Origin of the sequence: Dactylosporangium sp. NPDC050688 (genome assembly GCF_040654515.1) — a bacterium.
Taxonomy (GTDB): Bacteria; Actinomycetota; Actinomycetes; order Mycobacteriales; family Micromonosporaceae; genus Dactylosporangium.
Genome location: NZ_JBFAIC010000078.1, coordinates 1 through 22,559, shown reverse-complemented (window position 1 = coordinate 22,559; position 22,559 = coordinate 1). Strand labels below are relative to the sequence as shown.

6 protein-coding genes are annotated in these 22,559 nt (G+C 75.7%); all 6 read left to right on the top strand.

Annotation, left to right across the window (positions count from 1 at the left end):
* The first annotated feature begins 3 nt into the window (after positions 1-3).
* Complete coding sequence (locus tag AB0H83_RS44195; protein WP_360107280.1) at positions 4-1,215, top strand: macrolide family glycosyltransferase; 1,212 nt, start codon at positions 4-6, stop codon at positions 1,213-1,215.
* On the top strand, positions 1,212-2,000 hold the full coding sequence (locus AB0H83_RS44190) for an FkbM family methyltransferase (RefSeq protein WP_360107277.1): 789 nt from the start codon (positions 1,212-1,214) through the stop codon (positions 1,998-2,000). Before AB0H83_RS44195 ends, AB0H83_RS44190 begins: the two co-directional genes overlap by 4 nt.
* 14 nt (positions 2,001-2,014) lie before the next feature.
* Complete coding sequence (locus tag AB0H83_RS44185) at positions 2,015-2,995, top strand: Gfo/Idh/MocA family oxidoreductase (protein WP_360107274.1); 981 nt, start codon at positions 2,015-2,017, stop codon at positions 2,993-2,995.
* Positions 2,996-3,150: 155 nt separating this feature from the next.
* A complete protein-coding gene (locus AB0H83_RS44180) occupies positions 3,151-6,192 on the top strand; it encodes a non-ribosomal peptide synthetase (RefSeq protein WP_360107271.1) in 3,042 nt (1,013 codons plus the stop codon).
* Positions 6,193-6,279: 87 nt separating this feature from the next.
* A complete protein-coding gene (locus AB0H83_RS44175; RefSeq protein ID WP_360107268.1) occupies positions 6,280-20,664 on the top strand; it encodes a type I polyketide synthase in 14,385 nt (4,794 codons plus the stop codon).
* 36 nt (positions 20,665-20,700) lie between these two features.
* Positions 20,701-22,559: type I polyketide synthase (locus tag AB0H83_RS44170; RefSeq protein WP_360107265.1), on the top strand; the 1,859-nt coding region annotated here is incomplete at its 3' end.

Sequence of the window (22,559 nt, the reverse complement as noted above, 5' to 3'; positions counted from 1 at the left end):
GCGGTGGCCCACGTCGCGTTCTTCGCCCCGCCGTCGGCCGGGCACATCAACCCGACCCTCGGCCTCGCCGCCGAGCTGCTGCGCCGCGGCCACCGCGTCAGCTACGCCACCACCCGCGAGTACTCCGGCCGGGTCGGCGAGGTCAGCTCCGACGTCGTCGAGTACGAGGAGCGCCACGCCGGCGACTTCCGCTCCTTCCGGTTCACCGGCCGCAGCCTCGTCGACGCCATGGCCGCGAGCCTCGCCGAGACCGCGGCGCTGCTGCCGGTGCTGCGCGAGGCGTTCCCGCGACCGCCCGACGTCGTCGTCCACGACAGCGCCGCCTGGTGGGGCCGGCTGCTCGCGGCCGAGTGGAAGACCCCGGCCGTGCAGGTCTCGCCGATGCTCGTGTCCAACGAGCACTGGTCGATGAGCGAGCGGTACACCAGACTCAGCCTCCTGCAGCCGCGGCTGTGGCTGTTCCTGGCCCGCCTCGGCGGCTTCCTGCGCGGGCTCGGCACGGACATCACCCCGAAGCAGCTGCTGACCGGCGACGGCGCGACCCGGCGGGTGGTGTTCATCCCGCGGGAGTTCCAGTTCCGCGGCGAGACGTTCGACGACACCTACCGCTTCGTCGGCCCCTGCCTGTTCGAGCGCAAGTTCCTCGGCACCTGGGAGCGCACCGACGAGCGCCGGCCGCTGATCCTGGTCACCCTCGGCACCATCTACAACCAGAACCCGCAGTTCTTCCGCACCTGCATGGACGCCTGCGCGGACCTCGGCGGGCACGTCGTCATCGCCGTCGGCGACGGCGTCGACCTCGACGCGCTGGGCACCCCGCCGCCCAACGTGGAGCTGCGGCGGTTCGTCGCCCAGCTGCACGTGCTGGAGCACGCCGACCTGTTCATCACCCATGCCGGGATGGGCAGCACCATGGAGGCGCTGTACCACGGCGTGCCGATGCTGGCGGTGCCGCAGATGGCCGAGGAACAGGCCAACGCCGACCGGATCGCCGAGGTCGGCGCCGGCCGGGTCCTCGCCACCGACGGGCTCACCGCGGCGGCGCTGCGCACCGAGATCGAACGGATGCTCGCCGACACCGGGATCCAGCGCCGCGCCCTCGAGCTGCGCGCCGCCACCCGGGCCGCGGGCGGCGCCGCCGCGGCCGCTGACTGCATCGAGGCCGAGCTGCGCGCCGCCGCCGCTGACCACCTGATGGAGAGGGTCGACCGATGACCGCAGCACCACCGCAGCCGCAGCGTGTCGCGCTGCCGGACGGCCGCCTCGTCGCCGTCACCAACCCGCAGGACGTCCTGGTCTGGCCCAGCCTGAGCGAGGACTCGCCCTACGCCGACGGCATCGCCGGGCTGCGCGCCGGTGACGTCGTGGTCGACGTCGGCGCGCACATCGGGCTCACCGCCCTGCACTTCACCGACAAGGTCCCCGGCGTGCGGGTCCTGGCGTTCGAACCGGCCCGCCGCACCCACGCGTGCCTGGCCGACAACGCCGCCCGGCTGATGCCCGGCGTGCGGGTCTTCGCCGACGCGCTCGGCGCCGAAGCGGGCACCGCGGAGCTGACGTTCCTGCCCAACCACACGATGATGGCCACGATCGTCAGCGACGACGCCGACGACGAGCGCAACATGGCCGCCGTGCTGGACAACTTCGGCGTCGACGACGACACCCGCGAGCAGTTCTGGCGGGAGTTCCGCGAGGGCGCCGAGCGCTACCCGGTGCGGGTCCGCACGCTCGCCGCCGTGCTGGACGCCGAGGGCGTCACCGACGTCGGCCTGCTCAAGATCGACGTCGAGCGCGGCGAGCTGCCGGTGCTGCGGGGTCTGCGCGCCGGGCAGTGGGCCGGGGTCCGCCGGGTCGTCGCCGAGGTGCACGCCGTCGACGGCAACCTCGACGCCGTCGTGGAGCTGCTGCACGGGCAGGGGTTCAGCACGAAGGTCTTCCAGGAGGACGTCTTCGTCGGCGGCAGCGTCCACATCGTCTCCGCCGTGCGGCCCGGCGCCTGATGGGCGCGCAGGCGGTGCGTTTCGGCATCCTCGGCTGCTCGTCGGTCGCCCGGCGGCGCAGCATCCCGGCGCTGCTGGCGCACCCCGGCGCCACGCTCGCCGCGGTCGCCAGCCGCGACCCGGAGAAGGCCAAGGCGATCGCGGCGGAGTTCGGCTGCGCCGCCACCGGCTACGACGAGCTGCTGGCCCGCGACGACGTCGACGCGGTCTACCTGCCGCTGCCGACCGCGCTGCACGTGCCGTGGGGCCTGAAGGTCCTCGCCGCCGGCAAGCACCTGCTGCTGGAGAAGCCGTCGGCGACGACCGCGGACGGCGCCCGGCAGCTGGTGCGGGCCGCCGCCGGACGGGGCCTGGTGCTGCGGGAGAACTTCACGTTCCTGCACCACGCCCAGCACGGCACGGTCGCGCGGCTGCTCGCCGAGGGCCGGCTCGGGCGGCTGCGGTCCTTCAGCGGCGCCTTCTGCTTCCCGCCGCTGCCGGCCACCGACATCCGCTACGACGCCGCCCTCGGCGGCGGCAGCCTCCTGGACGCCGGCGTCTACCCGATCCGCGCCGCGCAGCTGCTGCTCGGCGACGACCTGACCGTGGCGGGCAGCAGCCTGCGCGTCGACGGCCGCACCGGCGTCGACGTGGCCGGGCACGCGCTGCTGGTCTCCTCCGCCGGTGTCCTCGCCGACGTCAAGTTCGGCTTCGAGCACAGCTACGGCGCCTCCTACACCCTGTGGGGCAGCGCCGCGCGGCTCACCGTCGACCGGGCGTTCACGCCCCAGGCGACGTGGCAGCCGGTGCTGCGCATCGACGAGCAGGACCACGCCGAGGAGCACGCCCTGCCCGCCGGGGACCAGTGGCGCGCCGCGATCGCCTCGTTCACCGCGGCCGTCGCCGCCGGTCACCACGCCGGCCACCCGGCCGAGGCGGCCGGGCTACGGTCCATGGTGCGCACCATGGAGCTCGTCGAGGACGTCCTGCGCCTCGCGACCCGCGTCACGGCTTAAGGGTTCTCCTAGAGATCGTCCTCGGCGCCGCTGCGTCCTGTGACTGCGCACCATACTTCGTCTGCAGGAGTCGACGCCGTCGCGCGGACGTGCCACAGCGGCGGCCGGAACGCGACTGATGTGTCGCTCGCCGGCGCGGCGAAAGGGAGGCCGACTTGCCATCCACCGATCGAGGCACCACGTTCCGCCGGGCGGTTTCGCCCGTCGAGTGGTGGATCGCCGCGCACCCGCGCGGTGCCGTGCCGGTGCTGCAGGTCGCGGTCGAGGGCACCGGTGCGCTCGACCCCGGCCGGCTCGCCGAGGCGGTCACCGCCGCGTCCGACGCCTGCCCCGGCACCCGGCTGGCCCGCAAGGGCCGGGAGTGGGTCGACACGGGCCGCCCGCCCGCGGTGCGCACCGTGCAGCCCAGCGGCGTGCCCGTACACCGGCTGCCGCAGCTGCAGGAGCCGCTGCTGCACCGCGGCGGGCCCACCTGCGAGGTCCTGCACGTGGACGGTCCCGACCCGGCGGTCGTGTTCCGCGCCTCCCACGCCGTCATGGACGCCGGCGGGGTACTGCTGTGGGCGGCCGACGTGTTCCGCGCCCTGCGCGGCGAGCCGCTCGCCGGCGCCACCGACACCGTCACCGAGGTCGACCTGCTGCCGCCGCTGACCCAGAAGCCGGCCCCGCCGGGCCTGCGGTATCCGGCGCTGCTCGGCGAGCGCGCGCCCGGCGGGCAGCGGCGCACCCTGTGGCTGCGCCGCAGCGTCGACGGCTACCACGCCGGGCTCATCGCCCGCCTCGCCACCACGATCGCCCCGCTGTGCGGCGACGGCGACGCCCAGTTCTCGGTGCCGGTCAACCTGCGCCGGTACGCCCCGCAGACCCGCTCGACCGCGAGCCTCTCCCACAGCCTGCCCTTCACGGTGCCAGCCGGGCAGGACTGGGAGGCGACCCACGAACGCCTCCTGACGCTGCTCGCCGAGGAACGCGACGCGCAGGCCCGCCTCGACCCGGCGGTGCTGAAGATCCCGCAGCCGGTCCTGCGGCTCATCAACGGCGCCCTGGAACGCAAGGCGGCCAGGCAGAACCTGTACCCGTCGCACGCCTCCCTGGCCCACCTCGGCCGGGTCGACGCCGAGGAGTTCAGCACCGCCGGGTTCGCCGCCACCGCCGTGTACTCGCTGTCCAGCAGCCCCGCCGGTGGCCCCGTCGAGCTCGACGTCGTCGAGTGCGCCGGGCACACCGAGATCACGCTCAGCTGGCACGACGGCCCCGGCATCGAGGAGCGGGCGACCGCGCTGCTGGACCGCGTCGAGGCGGCGCTGTCCCCGCCGGCGCTGCGGACCCCGCCGATGAACGCCACCACCGTGGCGGTGCCGGGGCCGGGCACGGTCCTGCCGGCGTTCGCCGCGCAGTGCGCCGCCACCCCCGACGCGCTCGCCGTCAGCGGCCCGGACGGCGACCTCACCTACGCCGAGCTGGACCGGCGCTCCCGCGTCGTCGCCACCGCCCTGCGGGACCTCGGCATCGGCCGGGAGGACGTCGTCGGGGTGCTCGCCGACCGGACCGCCGCCGCGGTCGCCGCGATCTGGGGCGTGGTGCGCTCCGGTGCCGCCTACCTGCCGCTGGACGTGCAGCACCCCGACGCCCGCCTCGCCGACATCCTCACCGACGCCGGCGCCCCCGTCTGCCTCGTGCAGCGCCCGCACGACACCCGCGCCGTCGTCCCCGCCGGCTGCCGCACGGTGCTGCTCGACGAGCTGACCGGCGAGCCGCCGGCCGGCTGGACCGAGCCCGGCACCCGCCCCGGCGACCTCGCCTACGTCATCTACACCTCCGGCTCGACCGGCCGGCCCAAGGGCGTGGAGATCGAGCACGGCTCGCTGGCCAACTACGTCGCGTGGGCCACCCGCGCCCTCGGCGTCGACGCCTCCACCCGGATGCCGCTGCTCACGTCGTTCGCCTTCGATGTCTCGTGTACGTCGCTGTTCCTGCCGCTCCTGGCCGGCGGCACGACCCTGCTGCCGCACGGCGAGCTCAACCACGCGACGCTGCGGACGCTGCTCACGCGGGCCGCGCCGACGGTGCTGACGATGACGCCGTCGCTGCTGGAGCTCATCTGCGAGCTCGACGTGCGCCCGGACACCGTACGGGTCGTCGGCGCCGCCGGCGAGGTCCTGCGCCGCAGCGTCGCCCTGCGGGCCCTCGACATGTTCGGGCCCGGGTGCCGGGTGATGAACCTGTACGGCCCGACCGAGGCCACCATCGAGTGCCTCGCCCACACGTTCGACCCCGCCACCGACACCGCGGCCGGGGTGCCGATCGGCGTACCGCCGGACAACTGCACCGCCCACGTTCTGGACGCCCAGCACCGTTTCGTCGCCCCCGGCGAGGCCGGCGAGCTGTACATCGGCGGCGTCCAGCTGGCCCGCGGCTACCGCGGCCGGCCCGACCTGACCCGGACCCGGTTCGTGCGCCTCGCCGACGGCAGCCGCGTGTACCGCACCGGCGACATCGTCCGGGTCACCGACGCCGGCGTGGTCGAGTTCCTCACCCGCGCCGACGACCAGGTCAAGGTCCTCGGCAACCGGATCGAGCCGGCCGAGATCGCGCAGACCCTCGAGGACCACCCGTCGGTCAGCCGGGCCACGGTCATCGCCCGCACCCGGCCCGGCGGCGAGCACAAGCTGCTGTGCGCGTACGTCGTGGGCACCGCGCCCGACCCGGCGCGGCTGCAGGCGTTCGTCGCCGATCGGCTGCCCCGGTACATGGTGCCGGCCACCGTCACCGTCGTGGCGGAGCTGCCACGTACCGTCAACGGCAAGATCGACGTGAAGGCCCTGCCGGACCCGTTCGCCGGCGCCGGCGAACCGGCCGCCGCTGAGCACACCGCGCGCGACGAGGTCGCCCGCTCCGTCGCCGCGGTCTGGGCCGGCACCCTCGGCGTCGAACCGGACCGCATCGCCGACGACACCGACTTCCACCAGCTCGGCGGCGACTCGCTGCTGATGCTGTCGATGGTCGCCGCCGTCTGCCGCGACGTGGTCGGGCCCACCGCCGAGCCGCTGTTCATGGCCCGGCTCGGCGAGATCGTGCGGGAGCCGACGATCGCCCGGGTCGCCGCCGTCGCCCGCGCCGCCGCCGCTGATGCGATTTCTGCCTCTGCCGAGCCCTCTGCCGAAGTGCCGCAGCCGGTCGGGGCCGGCGGCGCCTGACGCGCCGGCCCGCAGGACCCGACCGACCACCCACCGTGCGTCCCCGGCCGCCGGGCGTCCGCACGCTGTCATGAGGAGCCGAGCGAGATGGCGAACGAGGACAAGCTCCGCGACTACCTCAAGCGCGTGACGGCCGACCTGCGCCAGGCCAACCGCCGCATCCGGGAGTTCGAGGAGCGCGGCCGGGAGCCGATCGCGGTCGTCGGCATCGGCTGCCGGTTCCCCGGCGGCGTCACCGGCCCCGACGCGCTGTGGGACCTGCTCGCCGGCGAACGTGACGCCGTCGGCGGCGTGCCGCGCAACCGGGGCTGGGACTTCGAACGCATCTACGACCCGGCCCCGGGCAGCCCCGGCCGCACGTACGCCCGCGACGGCGGGTTCCTGTACGACGCCGATGCGTTCGACGCCGGCTTCTTCGGCATCTCCCCACGCGAGGCCCTCGCCATGGACCCGCAGCAGCGGCTGCTGCTGGAAACCACGTGGGAGGCCCTGGAGGACGCCGGGCTCGACCCGGCCCGCATCCGCGACACCGAGACCGGCGTGTTCGTCGGCGCCAGCCACCAGGGGTACGGCGCGGCGGGCGACACCCCGGACGGCGCCCCCGACGGCGTGGAAGGGCACCTGTTGACCGGTGGTGCCGCCGCCGTGCTGTCCGGGCGGCTCGCCTACACGTTCGGCACCCGCGGCCCCGCCGTCACCGTCGACACCATGTGCTCATCGTCGCTGGTCGCGCTGCACCTCGCCGTCCGCTCGCTGCGGGCGGGGGAGTGCGGCATGGCCGTCGTCGGCGGCGCGACCGTCATGGCGGTCCCGCAGTCGTTCATCGAGTTCTCCCGCCAGCGCGGCCTGGCACCCGACGGCCGCTGCAAGGCGTTCTCCGACGATGCCGACGGCACCGGCTGGGGCGAGGGCGTCGGCGTGCTGCTCCTGACGCGGCTCAGCGACGCGGTCGCCCACGGCCACCGCGTCCTCGCCGTGGTGCGCGGGTCCGCGGTCAACCAGGACGGCGCCTCCAACGGCCTCACCGCCCCGAACGGCCCCGCGCAGCAGCGGGTCATCCGGGCCGCGCTCGCCGACGCCGGCCTGGAGCCCTCCGACGTCGACGCCGTCGAGGCGCACGGCACCGGCACCACCCTCGGCGACCCGATCGAGGCGGAGGCGCTGCTCGCCACGTACGGGCAGGGCCGGGATCCGCGGCGGCCGCTGTGGCTCGGCACCCTCAAGTCCAACCTCGGCCACACGCAGGCCGCCGCCGGTGTCGCCGGGGTCATCAAGGCCGTCCTCGCCATGCGCCACGGCGTCCTGCCCCGCACCCTGCACGTCAGCGCCCCGTCGTCGAAGGTCGACTGGTCCGCGGGCGCCGTACGGGTGCTGACCGCCGCGCAGCCATGGCCGGCGGTGGACCGGCCGCGCCGCGCCGGCGTGTCGGCGTTCGGCGCAAGCGGCACCAACGCCCACGTCGTGCTGGAGCAGGCCCCACAATCGTCACCGCAGTCGCCGCAGTCGCCGCAGTCGCCGCAGTCACCGCAGTCGCCGCAGTCGCCGCAGTCGCCGCCGGTGCTGCCGTGGACGCTGTCGGCGCAGACCGCGGAGGCGCTGCCGGCGCAGGCCGCCGCCCTCGCCGCGTTCCTCGCCGAGCACCCCGGGACCGACGCCGCCGACGTCGCCCGGACCAGGGCCACCGCCCGGGCGCACCTGGAACACCGGGCCGTGGTCCTCGGCGCCGACCTGGGCGCGCTGACCCGCGCCCTGGACGCGCTCGCCGCCGGGGACCGCGACCCGGCCGTCGTCACCGGCACCGCCGACCTCGAGGCCACCTCGGCGATGCTGTTCACCGGTCAGGGTGCGCAGTGGTCGGGAATGGGCCGCGGCCTGTACGACGCCTATCCGGTGTTCGCGGCGGCGTATGACGAGGTGTGCGCGCATATCGAGGGTCTGCGGGACGTCGAGGGCGAGCTGCTGGATGAGACGCGGTGGACGCAGCCGGCGTTGTTCGCGGTCGAGGTGGCGCTGTTCCGGTTGCTGGAGTCGTGGGGTCTGCGGCCGGATCACCTGGTCGGTCATTCGATCGGTGAGCTGGCGGCGGCGCACGTGGCGGGCGTGTGGTCCCTGGAAGACGCGTGCAAGGTCGTGGAGGCCCGGGGCCGGTTGATGCAGGCGCTGCCGGAAGGTGGCGCGATGGTGGCGATCCAGGCCACCGAGGGCGACGTGCGCAACGTGCTGATCGACGGTGCGGAGATCGCTGCGGTCAACGGCCCTGACGCGGTCGTCGTCTCCGGTGACGAGGACGCGGTGCTGGCGGTGGCCGCGCGGTTTGCGAAGACGAAGCGGTTGCGGGTGAGTCATGCGTTCCATTCGGCGCGGATGGACGGGATGCTGGACGCGTTCCGTGAGGTGCTGTCGTCGGTGGCGTTCCACCCGCCGGCGATCCCGATCGCGACCACCTCCACCGGCGAGGTGACGGACCCGGACTACTGGTTGGACCAGGTGCGGGGGACGGTCCGGTTCGCCGATGCGATCGAGGCGCTCCGTGCCAAGGGCGTGACGAGGTTCCTGGAGGTCGGCCCCGACGGGGTCCTCTCCGCACTGGTCGACGGTGTCCCGGCGATGCGCAAGGGACGCGACGAGCCGCTCACCCTGATGACCGCCGTCGCCCGGGCCTACGTCGCGGGCTGGTCCCCGGACTGGGCCGCGTTCCTGCCCGGCCGGCGCGTGCAGCTGCCCACGTACGCGTTCCAGCGGGACCGGTTCTGGCTCGGCCGTACCGCCGCCCGCACCGACTCCGCCGACGGCCGGCTCTACCACGAGACCTGGAAACCCCTCCCCGCCGCAGCGGCGGCCCTCGACGGGACCTGGCTGCTGGTGACCCACACCGGCACCCCGCACGAGGCGCTGCACGACGCGCTCACCGTTGCCGGCGCCACCGTCCGCATGCTCACCGTCGCCGAGCACACCGACCGGGCGGCGATGACCGGGCTCCTCGCCGCCGGCGCCGGCCTCACCGGCGTCGTGTCGGCCCTCGCCGCGGCCACCACCCCGTCGCCCGGCCCGGCACCGGTCACCGCCGGCGTCACCGACACCCTCACACTCCTGCAGGCGCTCGGCGACGCCGGCGTCGGCGCGCCGCTGTGGTGCGTCACCAGCGGCGCCGTCAGCACCGGCGACGGCGACGCCGTCCGCGACCCGATGCAGGCCGCCGTCTGGGGCCTCGGCCGCGTCGCCGCCCTCGAACACCCCGACCGCTGGGGCGGCCTCGTCGACGTCACCGGCGACCTGCCGCCAACGCTGCTTGCCGCCGTGCTCAAGGGCGCCGAGGACCAGGTCGCCGTGCGCGGCGGCGCCGTCCACGCCCGCCGGATCGTCAGGGCCGCCGACCCCGGCGGGGCACCGGCCGGCTGGCGCCCGCGCGGCGCCGCCCTCGTCACCGGCGGCACCACCGGCCTCGGCGCGCAGACCGCCCGCTGGCTCGCCGGGCACGGCGCCACCCACCTCGTGCTGCTCAGCCGCCGCGGCGACGACGCACCCGGCGCCGGGCAGCTGCGCGACGACCTCACCGCCCTCGGCGCCACGGTCACCGTCGCCGCCTGCGATGTCGCCGACCGGCCGGCCCTCACCGCCCTCGTCGAGACTGTCGAGGCCGAGCACGGCCCGATCCGCACCGTCGTGCACGCCGCCGGCGTCGGCGTCCTCGGCCGGCTGCACGACACCACCCCCGCCGACCTCGCCGCCGCGACCGCGGCGAAGCTCGGCGGCGCCGCGAACCTGGACGCCGTCTTCGACCGTGACACCGTCGACCGGTTCGTCATGTACGCCTCCGTCGCCGGCGTCTGGGGCAGCGGCGAACACGGCGCCTACGCGGCCGCGAACGCCTACCTCGACGCGCTCGCCGAGGCCCGCCGCGCCCGGGGCCGGGCCGGCACGTCGATCGCGTGGGGCATCTGGAGCCCGCAGAGCGGCGGCATGGCCCGCGCCGACGTCCGCTCCTCGGCGAACTGGCACGGCATCGAGTTCATGGACCCCGCCGACGCCCTCGACGCCCTCCACCATGTCCTGGACCGCGACCCGGCCACCGCGGTCGTCGCCGACGTCGACTGGGCCCGGTTCGCGCCGCTGTTCACCGCCGCCCGGCACCGCCCCCTCATCGCCGACCTGCCCGAGGTCGCCGCGCTGTCGGCGCCGCCCGCGACACCCACCGCCGCCGCGGTGGACGCCCGGCACCTCGGGCTCAGCGCCCTGGAGGATCTCGTCCGCGCCGGCGCCGCCGAGGCGCTCGGCCACCGGGGCGCCGACGCCGTCAACGGCACCCGCTCGTTCCGCGACCTCGGCTTCGACTCCCTGACCGCCCTCGAACTGCGCGACGCCCTGGCCCGCAGCACCGGCCTGCGGCTGCCCGCCACCGTCATCTTCGACCACCCGAACGTCGACGCGCTCGCCGCGCACCTGCACCGCGAGCTCGGCGGCGCCGGAAGTGCCGGCACGGCCGCACCGGCCGCCGCCAAGAGAGACGCCGACGAGCCGATCGCCATCGTCGGCATGAGCTGCCGGTTCGCCGGTGGCGTCGAGTCCCCTGAGGACCTGTGGGCACTGCTGAGCGCCGGCGGCGACGCGATCGGCCCGATGCCCACCGACCGCGGCTGGGACGTCGACGGCCTCTACGACCCCGACCCCGACCGGGCCGGCCGCAGCTATGTGCGCGACGGCGGTTTCCTGCGCGACGCCGTCCGCTTCGACCCCGCGCTGTTCGGGATCTCGCCGCGGGAGGCCGTCGCCATGGACCCGCAGCAGCGGCTGCTGCTGGAGGTGGCGTGGGAGGCGTTCGAGGCCGCCGGGATCAACCACACCACGCTGCGCGGCACCCCCGCCGGCGTGTTCGTCGGCGCCGCCGGCGGCGACTACGGCAGCCGCCTGCCGCAGGTCCCCGACGGCGCCGAGGGCCACCTCATCATCGGCACCGAGAGCAGCGTCGCGTCCGGGCGCATCGCGTACACGTTCGGGCTCGAAGGACCGGCGGTCACCGTCGACACCGCCTGCTCCTCGGGGATGGTCGCCACCCACCTGGCGGCGCAGGCGCTGCGCCGCGGCGAGTGCGACCTGGCCCTCGCCGGCGGCGTCGCCGTCATGTCCTCACCGGCCGCGTTCGTCGGGTTCAGCCGGCAGCGCGGCCTCGCCACCGACGGCCGCTGCAAGGCGTTCTCCGACGACGCCGACGGCATGGGCCTCGCCGAGGGCGCCGGCATGCTCGTCCTGGAGCGGCTCAGCGACGCGCGGGCCCGCGGCCACCGCGTCCTGGCCGTCGTGCGCGGCTCCGCCCTCAACCAGGACGGCGCCTCCAACGGCCTCACCGCCCCCAACGGCCCGGCGCAGCAGCGGGTGATCCGCGCAGCCCTGCGCGCCGCCGGCCTGGACGGGTCCGACGTGGACGCCGTCGAGGCGCACGGCACCGGCACCGCCCTCGGCGACCCGATCGAGGCGCAGGCGCTGCTGGCCACCTACGGCCAGGGCCGCCCCGGCGACCGTCCACTGTGGCTCGGGTCCCTGAAGTCGAACGTCGGGCACACCCAGGCCGCCGCCGGCATCGGCGGGATCATCAAGATGGTCCTCGCGATGCGGCACGGCACCCTGCCGCGGACCCTGCACGCCGAGCGGCCCTCCACACACGTCGACTGGACCGCCGGCGCCGTCGAGCTGCTCACCGAGGCCCGCGACTGGCCCGACACCGGCCGCCCACGCCGGGCCGGCGTGTCGTCGTTCGGGGTGTCCGGCACCAACGCGCACCTCATCCTGGAAGCCGCCGACGAGCCCGCCCCGGCACCCGCCCCGACCGGCACTGCGGCCGCGGTACCGGTCCTGCTGTCGGCGCACAACGACGAGGCGCTGCGCGCCCAGGCCGCCCGGCTCGCCACCCACCTCGCCGCCACCGACGCCGGCCTCGCCGACGTCGCGTGGTCGCTGTTCAGCACGCGGGCCGCGCTGAGCCACCGGGCCGTCGTCGCCGGCACCGACCGGGACTCCATCGCGCGGCAGCTCGGCGCGCTCGCCGCCGGTACACCGTCCGCCGCCACCGTCACCGGGGTCACCCGGCCGGGCGGGAAGGTCGCGTTCGTGTTCCCCGGCCAGGGCTCCCAGTGGCTCGGCATGGGCGTGGAGCTCCTCGCCACCGAGCCGGTGTTCCGGCAGCGGATCGAGGCGTGCGAGGCGGCCCTCGCGCCGTTCGTCGACTGGTCGCTGACCGCGGTCCTGCGCGGCGACGCCGGCGCGCCCGGCCTGGAGCGCGTCGACGTCGTGCAGCCGGTCCTGTGGGCCGTCATGGTGTCCCTCGCCGCGTGGTGGACGTCCCGCGGTGTCACCCCCGACGTCGTCGTCGGCCACTCCCAGGGCGAGATCGCCGCCGCGTGCGTCGCCGGCATCCTCACCCTCGACGACGCCGCCCGGGTCATTGCCCTGCGCAGCCAGGCGCTCGCCGGGCTGGCCGGCCGCGGCGGCATGCTGTCCGTGGCGCTCCCGCAGCAGGAGGCCGCTGCCCGGCTCACCCCGTGGGCCGACCGGCTCAGCGTCGCCGCCGTCAACGGCGTCGGCTCCGTCGTCGTCTCCGGCGACGTCGCCGCCCTCGAGGAGCTCGCCGCGGCGTGCGCCGCCGACGGGGCGCGGACCCGCCGCGTCGAGGTCGACTACGCCTCGCACTGCGCGCACGTCGAGGCGATCCACGACCGGCTCCTCGACGTCCTCGCCCCCGTCCAGCCGCACCCGGCGCAGGTCGGGTTCCACTCCACCGTCGGCGCCGACCTCACCGGCGTCGACGTCGGCGGCGCCGAGTACTGGTACCGCAACCTGCGCCACAGCGTCCAGTTCGCACCCGCCGTACGGGCCCTCGCCGACGCCGGCGTCACCGTGTTCGTCGAGGTCAGCGCCCACCCGGTGGTGACACCCGGCATCCAGGAGACGCTCGACGACGCCCGGGTCGACGCCGTGGTCACCGGCACGCTGCGCCGCGACGACGGCGGGCCGGTCCGGCTGCTCACCGCGCTGGGCACCCTGTACGCGCACGGCACCGCCCTGGACTGGACGGCCGCGTTCGGCGCCGGGCGACGCGTCGTCGACCTGCCCACCTACCCGTTCCAGCGGCAGCGGTACTGGCTCGACGCGCCGCCACCCGCCACTGCCACCGACGGCGTCGGTGCCCGGTTCTGGCAGCTGGTCGAGCAGCAGGACCTGCGCGAGCTGGCCGCGACCCTCGCGGTCGACCCCGGCGCCGTCGAAGGGCTCCTGCCGGCGCTGTCCCGCTGGCGGGAGCAGGCCGACCGGGCGGCGCTGGACGCGTGGCGGTACCGCATCCGCTGGCAGCCGGTCGCCGACCCGCCCGCCACCTTTACCGGGCGGTGGCTGGTGGTGCTGCCCGCCGCGGACCGGGCCGGCGCCTGGACCGGGCACCTCGTCGCCCAGCTGCTCGCCGCCGGCGTCCGCGCGGACGTGCTGACCCTGCCGGTCCACGCGGACCGGGCGACGGTCGCGGCGCACCTGCGCACGGCCCTGCGCGACGACGACGCCCCCGACCGGGTTTTGTCGCTGCTCGCCGCCGACGAGCTGCCGCACCACCCCGGCAGCGCGCTGCCGGCCGGATTCACCGCGACCGTCGCGCTGCTGCAGGCCCTCGGCGACGTGGCGTGCCCCGCGCTGCTGTGGGGCGCGACCCGCGGCGCCGTGTCGGTCGGTGCCGGTGACCCGGTCACCGCGCCGCTGCAGGCGATGACGTGGGGGCTGGGTCGCATCGCCGCCCTGGAGCACCCCGACCGCTGGGGCGGCCTCGTCGATCTGCCTGCCGATCTGCCTGCCGACCTGCCCGCCGGCGTCACCGCCGGGACCGCCGCCCGTCTCGCCGCCGCCGTCACCGGCACCGGCACCGGCTCAGCGGACGGCGAGGACCAGGTCGCCGTCCGCGGCGCCGGCACGTACGCTCGCCGCCTGGTGCGCGCCGGCACCTCCCCGGCAGCCCGCGAGCACCGGTGGCGGCCCGACGGCACCGTCCTGGTCACCGGCGGCACCGGCGGCATCGGCGCGCACCTGGCCCGCTGGCTGGCCGCCGAGGGCGCCGGGCATCTGCTGCTCACCAGCCGCCGCGGCACCGACGCGCCCGGTGCCGCCGACCTCATCCGGCAGCTGCGTGACGCCGGCTGCGACGCCACCGTGGCCGCCGTCGATGTCGCCGACCGCGACGCCCTCGCCGCGCTCCTGGCCGCAGTGCCCGCCGACCGGCCGCTGCGGGCGGTGTTCCACGCCGCCGCGGTCCTCGACGACGGCGTCATCGACGGCATCACCGCCGAGCGGGCCGCCGCCGTTGCCGCGCCGAAGGCCGACGCCGCCCTGCACCTGCACGAGCTGACCCGCGACCTGGACCTGACCGCGTTCGTGCTGTTCTCCTCGCTCGGCGGTACCCTCGGCGGCCCCGGCCAGGGCGCTTACGCCGCCGCCAACAGCTTCCTGGACGCCCTCGCCGAGCAGCGGCACGCCGCCGGGCTCCCCGCCACCGCGGTCGCCTGGGGCGTCTGGGCCGGCGGCGGCCTGGCCGCCGGCGAGGTCGGCGAGGCAGCCCGCCGCCAGGGGATGCTGCCGATGGACCCGGGCAAGGCGATCAGCCTGCTGCACCGCGCCCTAGACGACGGCGACACCTGCGTCGCTGTCGCCGACGTCGACTGGCCCCGGTACGCGCCCGCGTTCACCGCGGCCCGGCCCAGCCCGGCGCTGCGGGACCTACCCGAGGCGGCACCACCCGCGGACAGCGCCGCCGGCAGCGCCGCCGGTCAGGGCGCACCTTTCGGCCGCGAGCTCGCCGGGCTGCCGGCCGCCGAGCAGGAGGCGCGGGTGTTGCAGCTGGTCCGCCGGCACGCCGGGGCCGTCCTCGGCTTCCCCGATGACACGGCCGTCGACCCGGGCCGGGCGTTCCGGGACCTCGGCTTCGACTCCCTCACCGCGGTCGAGCTGCGCAACCGGCTCGGCGCCGCGACCGGGCTGCGGCTGCCGGTGACGCTCGTCTTCGACCACCCGACCGCGACCGCGCTCACCCGTCACCTGTTCGGGGAGCTCGTCGGCGCCACGGTGGCCCCGGAGCCGGCGCCGGCGGCGCGGGCAGGCGACGACGACGATCCGATCGCGATCGTCGCGATGACGTGCCGGTTGCCCGGCGGCGTCAGCAGCCCCGAGGACCTGTGGCGGGTCCTCACCGACGAGGTCGACGCGGTCGGCCCGTTCCCCACCGACCGCGGCTGGGACGTCGACCGGCTCTACGACCCGGACCCCGAACGCCCCGGCAGCTTCTACACCCGTGAGGGCGGCTTCCTGTACGACGCCGCCGCCTTCGACCCGGCGTTCTTCGGCATCTCCCCGCGCGAGGCCCTCGCCATGGACCCGCAGCAGCGGCTGCTGCTGGAGACGGCGTGGGAGGCGTTCGAACGCGCCGGGATCGACCCCGCGGCCGCCCGCGGCAGCCGTACCGGCGTGTTCGTCGGCTCCAACTACCACGACTACGTCTGCCGCCTGCACGTCGCGCCCGAAGGCTTCGAGGGGCAGCTCGCGCTCGGCAGCGCCGGCAGCGTCGCGTCCGGGCGGATCGCGTACCTGTTCGGCCTCGAAGGGCCCGCGCTGACCGTCGACACCGCCTGCTCGTCGTCGCTGGTCGCGCTGCACCTCGCCACGCAGGCGCTACGCCGCGGCGACTGCACCCTCGCCCTCGCCGGCGGCGTCACGATCATCTCCTCGACCGACACGTTCGTCGAGTTCAGCCGGCAACGCGCCCTGGCGCCCGACGGGCGCTGCAAGGCGTTCGCCGCGTCCGCCGACGGCGCCGGGTGGGCGGAGGGCGTCGGCCTGCTCCTGGTCGAGCGGCTGTCCGACGCGGTCGCCAACGGCCACCCCGTCCTCGCGGTGATCAGGGGCTCCGCGGTGAACCAGGACGGCGCCTCCAACGGCCTGACGGCTCCGAACGGTCCCGCGCAGCAGCGGGTCATCCGTGCCGCGCTCGCCGACGCCGGGCTCACTCCGGCCGACGTGGACGTGGTGGAGGCGCACGGCACCGGTACCAGCCTCGGCGACCCGATCGAGGCGCAGGCGATCCTGGCCACGTACGGGCAGGACCGGCCCGCGGACCGCCCGCTGTGGCTAGGGTCGGTGAAGTCGAACCTCGGCCACACCCAGGCCGCGTCCGGCGTCGCCGGGCTGATGAAGCTGGTCCTGTCGCTGCGCCACGCGACGGTGCCCCGCACCCTGCACGTGGATGCCCCCTCACCGCACATCGACTGGTCGTCCGGGGCCGTCGCGCTCGCCACCGAGGCGCAGCCGTGGCCGGCGGGCGACCGTCCGCGCCGCGCCGGGGTGTCGTCGTTCGGCATCTCCGGTACCAACGCGCACGTGATCGTCGAGGAGCCGCCGGCCCGGATCGCCGCGCCGGGGGAGCGGGTGGTGCTGCCGGTGGTGCCGTGGCCGGTGTCCGCCCGGTCCGCGGAGGCCCTCGACGCGCAGGTGTCGCGGATGCGTGACCTCCGGGACGCCGACCCGGTCGACGTCGGGTACTCCCTGGCCACGGGCCGGTCCATGTTCGAACACCGGGCGGTCCTGCTGGGTGACACGGTGGTCCGGGGCCGGGTCCGCGACGGTGGTACGGCGATGCTGTTCACGGGTCAGGGTGCGCAGTGGTCGGGGATGGGTCGCGGCCTGTATGCGGCGTTCCCGGTGTTCGCGGCGGCGTATGACGAGGTGTGCGCGCATATCGAGGGTCTGCGGGACGTCGAGGGCGAGCTGCTGGATGAGACCCGGTGGACGCAGCCGGCGTTGTTCGCGGTCGAGGTGGCGCTGTTCCGGTTGCTGGAGTCGTGGGGTCTGCGGCCGGATCACCTGGTCGGTCATTCGATCGGTGAGCTGGCGGCGGCGCACGTGGCGGGGGTGTGGTCCCTTTCGGATGCCTGCAAGGTGGTGTCGGCTCGGGGCAGGTTGATGCAGGCGCTGCCGGCCGGTGGCGCGATGGTCGCTGTCCAGGCGTCGGAGTCCGATGTGCGGGCGGTGTTGGTCGAGGGTGCGGAGACCGCCGCGGTCAACGGCCCCGACGCGGTGGTGGTGTCCGGTGATGAGGACGCGGTCACCGCGGTGGCCGCGCGGTTTGCGAAGACGCGCCGGTTGCGGGTGAGTCATGCGTTCCATTCGGCGCGGATGGACGGGATGCTGGCGGCGTTCCGTGAGGTGCTGTCGTCGGTGGCGTTCCACCCGCCGGCGATCCCGATCGCGACCACCTCCACCGGCGAGGTGACGGACCCGGGCTACTGGTTGGACCAGGTGCGGGGGACGGTCCGGTTCGCGGATGCCGTCGAGGTGCTGCGAGCCAAGGGCGTCAACCGGTTCCTGGAGGTCGGCCCGGACGGGGTGCTGTCCGCGCTGGTCGACGGTATTCCGGCGATGCGCAAGGGTCGGGACGAGCCGCTCACCCTGATGACCGCGGTCGCCCGGGCCCATGTCGAAGGCTGGTCCCCGGACTGGACGCGTCTGCTCGCCGGTGGGCGGCGGGTCGAGGTGCCCACGTACCCGTTCCAGCGGCAGCGGTACTGGCTCGACGCCCCCGCCGACGCCGGCGACCCCGCCGCGCTCGGCCTCGACACCGTCCGGCACCCGCTGCTCGGCGCCGGCGTCCCCCTCGCCGGCACCGGCGGGCACCTGTTCACCAACCGGTTGTCGATCGCCGATCAGCCGTGGCTCGCCGACCACCGGGTCATGGACACCGTGCTGCTGCCCGGCACCGCGATCGTCGAACTCGCCCTGTCCGCCGGCGACGCCGTCGGCTGCGACCGGATCGAGGAGCTCACCCTGCAGGCGCCGCTGGTCCTGCCGGAGCCCGGGGCGCTGCAGCTGCAGGTCACCGTCGGCGCCGCCGACGGCTTCGGCACCCGTACCGTGCAGGTGCACTCCCGCGAGGCCGGCGGCACCGACGACACGTGGACCGCGCACGCCACCGGCCGCATCGGCGCCGCACGCACCTGGGACGCCCCCGACTTCACCGAGTGGCCGCCGCGGGGCGCCGAACCCGTCGACCTCGGCGACCTGTACGACACCCTCGCCGACGCCGGCTTCGAGTACGGCCCGGCGTTCCGGGCGCTGCGCCGGGTGTGGCGCCGCGACGGCGTCGTCTACGCCGAGGCGGCCCTCGCCGACGCCGAACGCGCCGGCGCCGGCCGGTACCTGCTGCACCCGGCGCTGCTCGACGCCGCCCTGCACACCCTCGCGTTCGCCGACGGCGTCGCCGGGCGCGGTGTCCTGCCGTTCTCCTTCGAGCGGGTGGCGCTCGGCGCTGTCGGGGCCACCGCCGTGCGGGTCCGGCTCGCCGGCAGCGGCACCGACACCGTCGCCGTCGACCTCGCCGACCACACCGGCCGGCCGTTCGCCGCCATCGGCGCCCTCGCCCTGCGCCCGGTCACCGCGAGCCAGGTGAAGGCGGCCCGCTCGCAGTACCACGACTCGCTGTTCCGGGTCGACATGGTCATGAACCCGGTGGCGCCGGCCCGCGACCACACCGGGCAGCGCTGGGCGGTCCTCGGGCTGAACCCGGTCAAGCTGGTCAAGGCGCTCGGCGCCACCGGCGCCGCCGTCGAGACCTACCCGGACCTCGACGCCCTCCGCGACGCCGTCACCGCCGGCGCCGCCGTCCCCGACCGGGTCGTCGTCTCCTGCGCCGATCGGCCCGAGGGCGCCGACATGGCGGCCCGGGCCCGCAACGCCACCTACTGGGCGCTCGACCTCGTCCAGGCCTGGCTCGCCGACGAGCGGCTCACCGGCTCCCGGCTGGTGTTCGTCACCCACAGCACCGGCGGTGACACCGTCGACGACCTCGCCTGGGCGCCGGTGTGGGGGCTGGTCCGGTCCGCGCTGACCGAGAACCCGGACCGGTTCGTCCTGCTCGACCTCGACGACCGCGACGTCTCCTACGCGGCGCTGCCGGCCGCCCTCATGTGCGGCGAGGGCAACGTCGCCGTCCGCGTCGGCGGCGTTCACGTGCCGCGGCTCGCCCGCGTCGCCGCCACCCCCGGCGTGACCCCGTCGGCGACGTGGGACCCGAAGGGCACCGTCCTGATCACCGGCGGCACCGGCGACCTCGGCGGGCTCATCGCCCGGCACCTGGCCGCCGAGCACGGCGTCCGGCACCTGCTGCTCACCAGCCGCCGGGGTCTGGCCGCCGAAGGCGCCGCCGAGCTGCGGCAGGCGCTGCTCGACCTCGGCGCCGAGGCGACGATCGCCGAGTGCGACGTCGCCGACCGCGCAGCCCTCGCCGCCGTGCTTGCCGCGATCCCCGCGGACCGGCCCCTCACCGGTGTCGTGCACACCGCCGGGGTGGTCGACGACGGGGTCGTGTCCGCGCTGACCCGGGAGCAGGTCGACACCGTGCTGCGGCCGAAGGTCGACGCGGCCCTCAACCTCGACGAGCTCACCCGCGACCTGCCGCTGTCGGCGTTCGTGCTGTTCTCCTCGATGGCCGGCACGTTCGGCGGCACCGGCCAGGCCAACTACGCGGCCGCGAACACGTTTCTGGACGCGCTCGCCCACCAGCGCCGCGCCGCCGGCCTCCCGGCGCTGTCCCTGGCGTGGGGGCTGTGGGAGCAGGGCACCGGCATGACCGCGAAACTCGGCGGCGGCGACCTGCAGCGGATGGCCCGCGGCGGGCTCGCGCCGCTGTCGCACGCCGAAGGGCTCGCCCTGTTCGACGTCGCCTGCGTCGTCGACGAGGCCGTGCTCATCCCGGCCCGCCTCGTCGTCGACGCGATCCGGGCGGCCGCGGGCACCGAGGCGGTACCGGCGATCATGCGCGGTCTCGTCGGCCGGCCCGCCCGGCAGGCCGTCACCACCGGATCACCCGGCGACCAGGCGGAGACGCTGGGCGCCCGGCTGGCCCGGCTCAGCGTCGCCGAACGGCAGCGCACCGTCCTGGACCTGGTACGGGCCGAGGCCGCCGTGGTGCTCGGGTACCCAGGCCCCGACGCCGTCGAACCCGACCGCGGCTTCCTCGAGCTCGGCTTCGACTCCCTCACCGCGCTCGAGCTGCGCAACCGGCTCGCGGCCGCGACCGGGCTGCGGCTGCCGGCGACGCTGCTGTTCGACTACCCGTCGCCGGACGCGATGGCCGGGCACGTCCTCAGCCACCTCGTGCAGGACGGCGCCGGCGCACCGTTCGCGGTCCTCGCCGACTTCGAGGCCGCGCTCGACACCGCGCTGAACACCGCGCTCAGCACCGGGCCCGACACCGCGCTCAACACCGGGCCCGACAGCAGGATCGACGCCGGGCTGGACGCCGAGGCCCGCGAGCGGCTCGCGGACCGGCTGCAGCTACTGCTCGCGAAGCTCACCGACCGCGGGGCGGGCGCCGGCGCGGGCGTCGTCGAGCGGCTCGACTCGGCCAGCGACGACGAGATGTTCGCCTTCATCGACAACGATCTCGGCCTGTCGTAGCGCCGCCCACCGTTTCCAGAAAGGCCCCGATCACCGATGAACGAAGACAAGCTGCGCGAGTACCTCAAGCGCGTGACGGTTGATCTGCACCGGACCCGGGAGCGGCTCAAGGACGTCGAGGACCGCGCGCAGGAGCCGATCGCGATCGTGGCGATGAGCTGCCGGTACCCGGGCGGCGTGCGCAGCCCCGAGGACCTGTGGCAGCTCGTCGCCGAGGGCCGCGACGCGATCGGGCCGTTCCCCGCCAACCGCGGCTGGGACCTGGACCACCTGTTCCACCCCGACCCGGACCACCGCGGCACGTCGTACGGCAGCGAAGGAGGCTTCCTCTACGACGCCGACGAGTTCGACCCGGCCCCGTTCGGCGTCTCACCCCGCGAGGCGCTCGGCATGGACCCGCAGCAGCGGCTGCTGCTGGAGACGGCCTGGGAGGCGTTCGAACGCGCCGGCCTGGACGCCGCCACGCTGCGCGGCAGCCGCACCGGAGTGTTCGTCGGCGTCATGTACAACGACTACGGCGCCCGCCTCCGCGAGATCCCCGAGGGCATGGAGGGGTACGTCGGCAACGGCAGCTCACCCAGCATCGCCTCCGGCCGGATCGCGTACACGTTCGGCCTCGAAGGACCCGCGGTCACCGTCGACACCGCCTGCTCGTCGTCGCTGGTCGCGCTGCACCTGGCGGCGACGGCGCTGCGCCGCGGCGAGTGCACCCTCGCCCTCGCCGGCGGCGTCACCGTCATGTCGACCCCCAACACGTTCATCGGCTTCAGCCGGCAGCGGGGCCTGTCCGCCGACGGCCGGTGCAAGTCGTTCTCCGAGGACGCCAACGGCACCGGCTGGGGTGAGGGCGCCGGCCTGCTCCTCGTCGAGAGGCTCAGCGACGCCCGCCGCAACGGTCACCGCGTCCTGGGTGTGCTGCGCGGCTCCGCCGTCAACTCCGACGGCGCGTCCAGCGGCCTCACCGCCCCGAACGGCCCGTCCCAGCAGCGCGTCATCAAGGCCGCCCTGGCGAGCGCCGGTCTCACCCCGGCCGACGTCGACGCCGTCGAGGCGCACGGCACCGGCACCACCCTCGGCGACCCGATCGAGGCGCAGGCGCTCATCGCCGCGTACGGCACGGACCGGCCGGCGCCGCTGTGGCTGGGCTCGGTGAAGTCGAACCTCGGCCACACGCAGGCCGCCTCCGGCGTCGCCGGGGTCATCAAGATGGTCCTCGCCATGCAGCACGGGCAGCTGCCGCGGACCCTGCACGTCAGCGCCCCTTCGTCGCACGTCGACTGGTCCGCCGGTGACGTGCGGCTGCTCACCGAGGCCCGGCCGTGGCCGTCGGTGGACCGGCCGCGCCGGGCGGGGGTGTCGTCGTTCGGGGTGTCCGGCACCAACGCGCACGTCATCATCGAGCAGGCCCCGCCCGCGGAGCCCCCCGCTGGGGTCGTCGCGCCGTTGCCGGTCGTGCCGTGGCTGCTGTCCGGGCGGACCGCGGCGACGGTGCCCGCGCAGGCCCGCCGGCTCGCCGCCGCCCTCGACGCCGATCCTGCCCTCGACCCGGCCGGCGTCGCGTTCACCCTGGCGACGGCGCGGACCACGACGGAGCACCGGGCCGTCGTCCTCGGCGCCGACCGGTCCTCGCTGCGCGCCGCCCTGGACGACCTCACCGCCGGTGTCGTGCGCGGCGCCGTGACCCCGGGCCGGTCCGCGATGCTGTTCACCGGTCAGGGTGCGCAGTGGTCGGGGATGGGTCGCGGCCTCTATCAAGCGTTTCCGGTGTTCGCGGCGGCGTACGACGAGGTGTGCGCGCACATCGAGGGTCTGCGGGACGTCGAGGGCGAGCTGCTGGATGAGACGCGGTGGACGCAGCCGGCGTTGTTCGCGGTCGAGGTGGCGCTGTTCCGGTT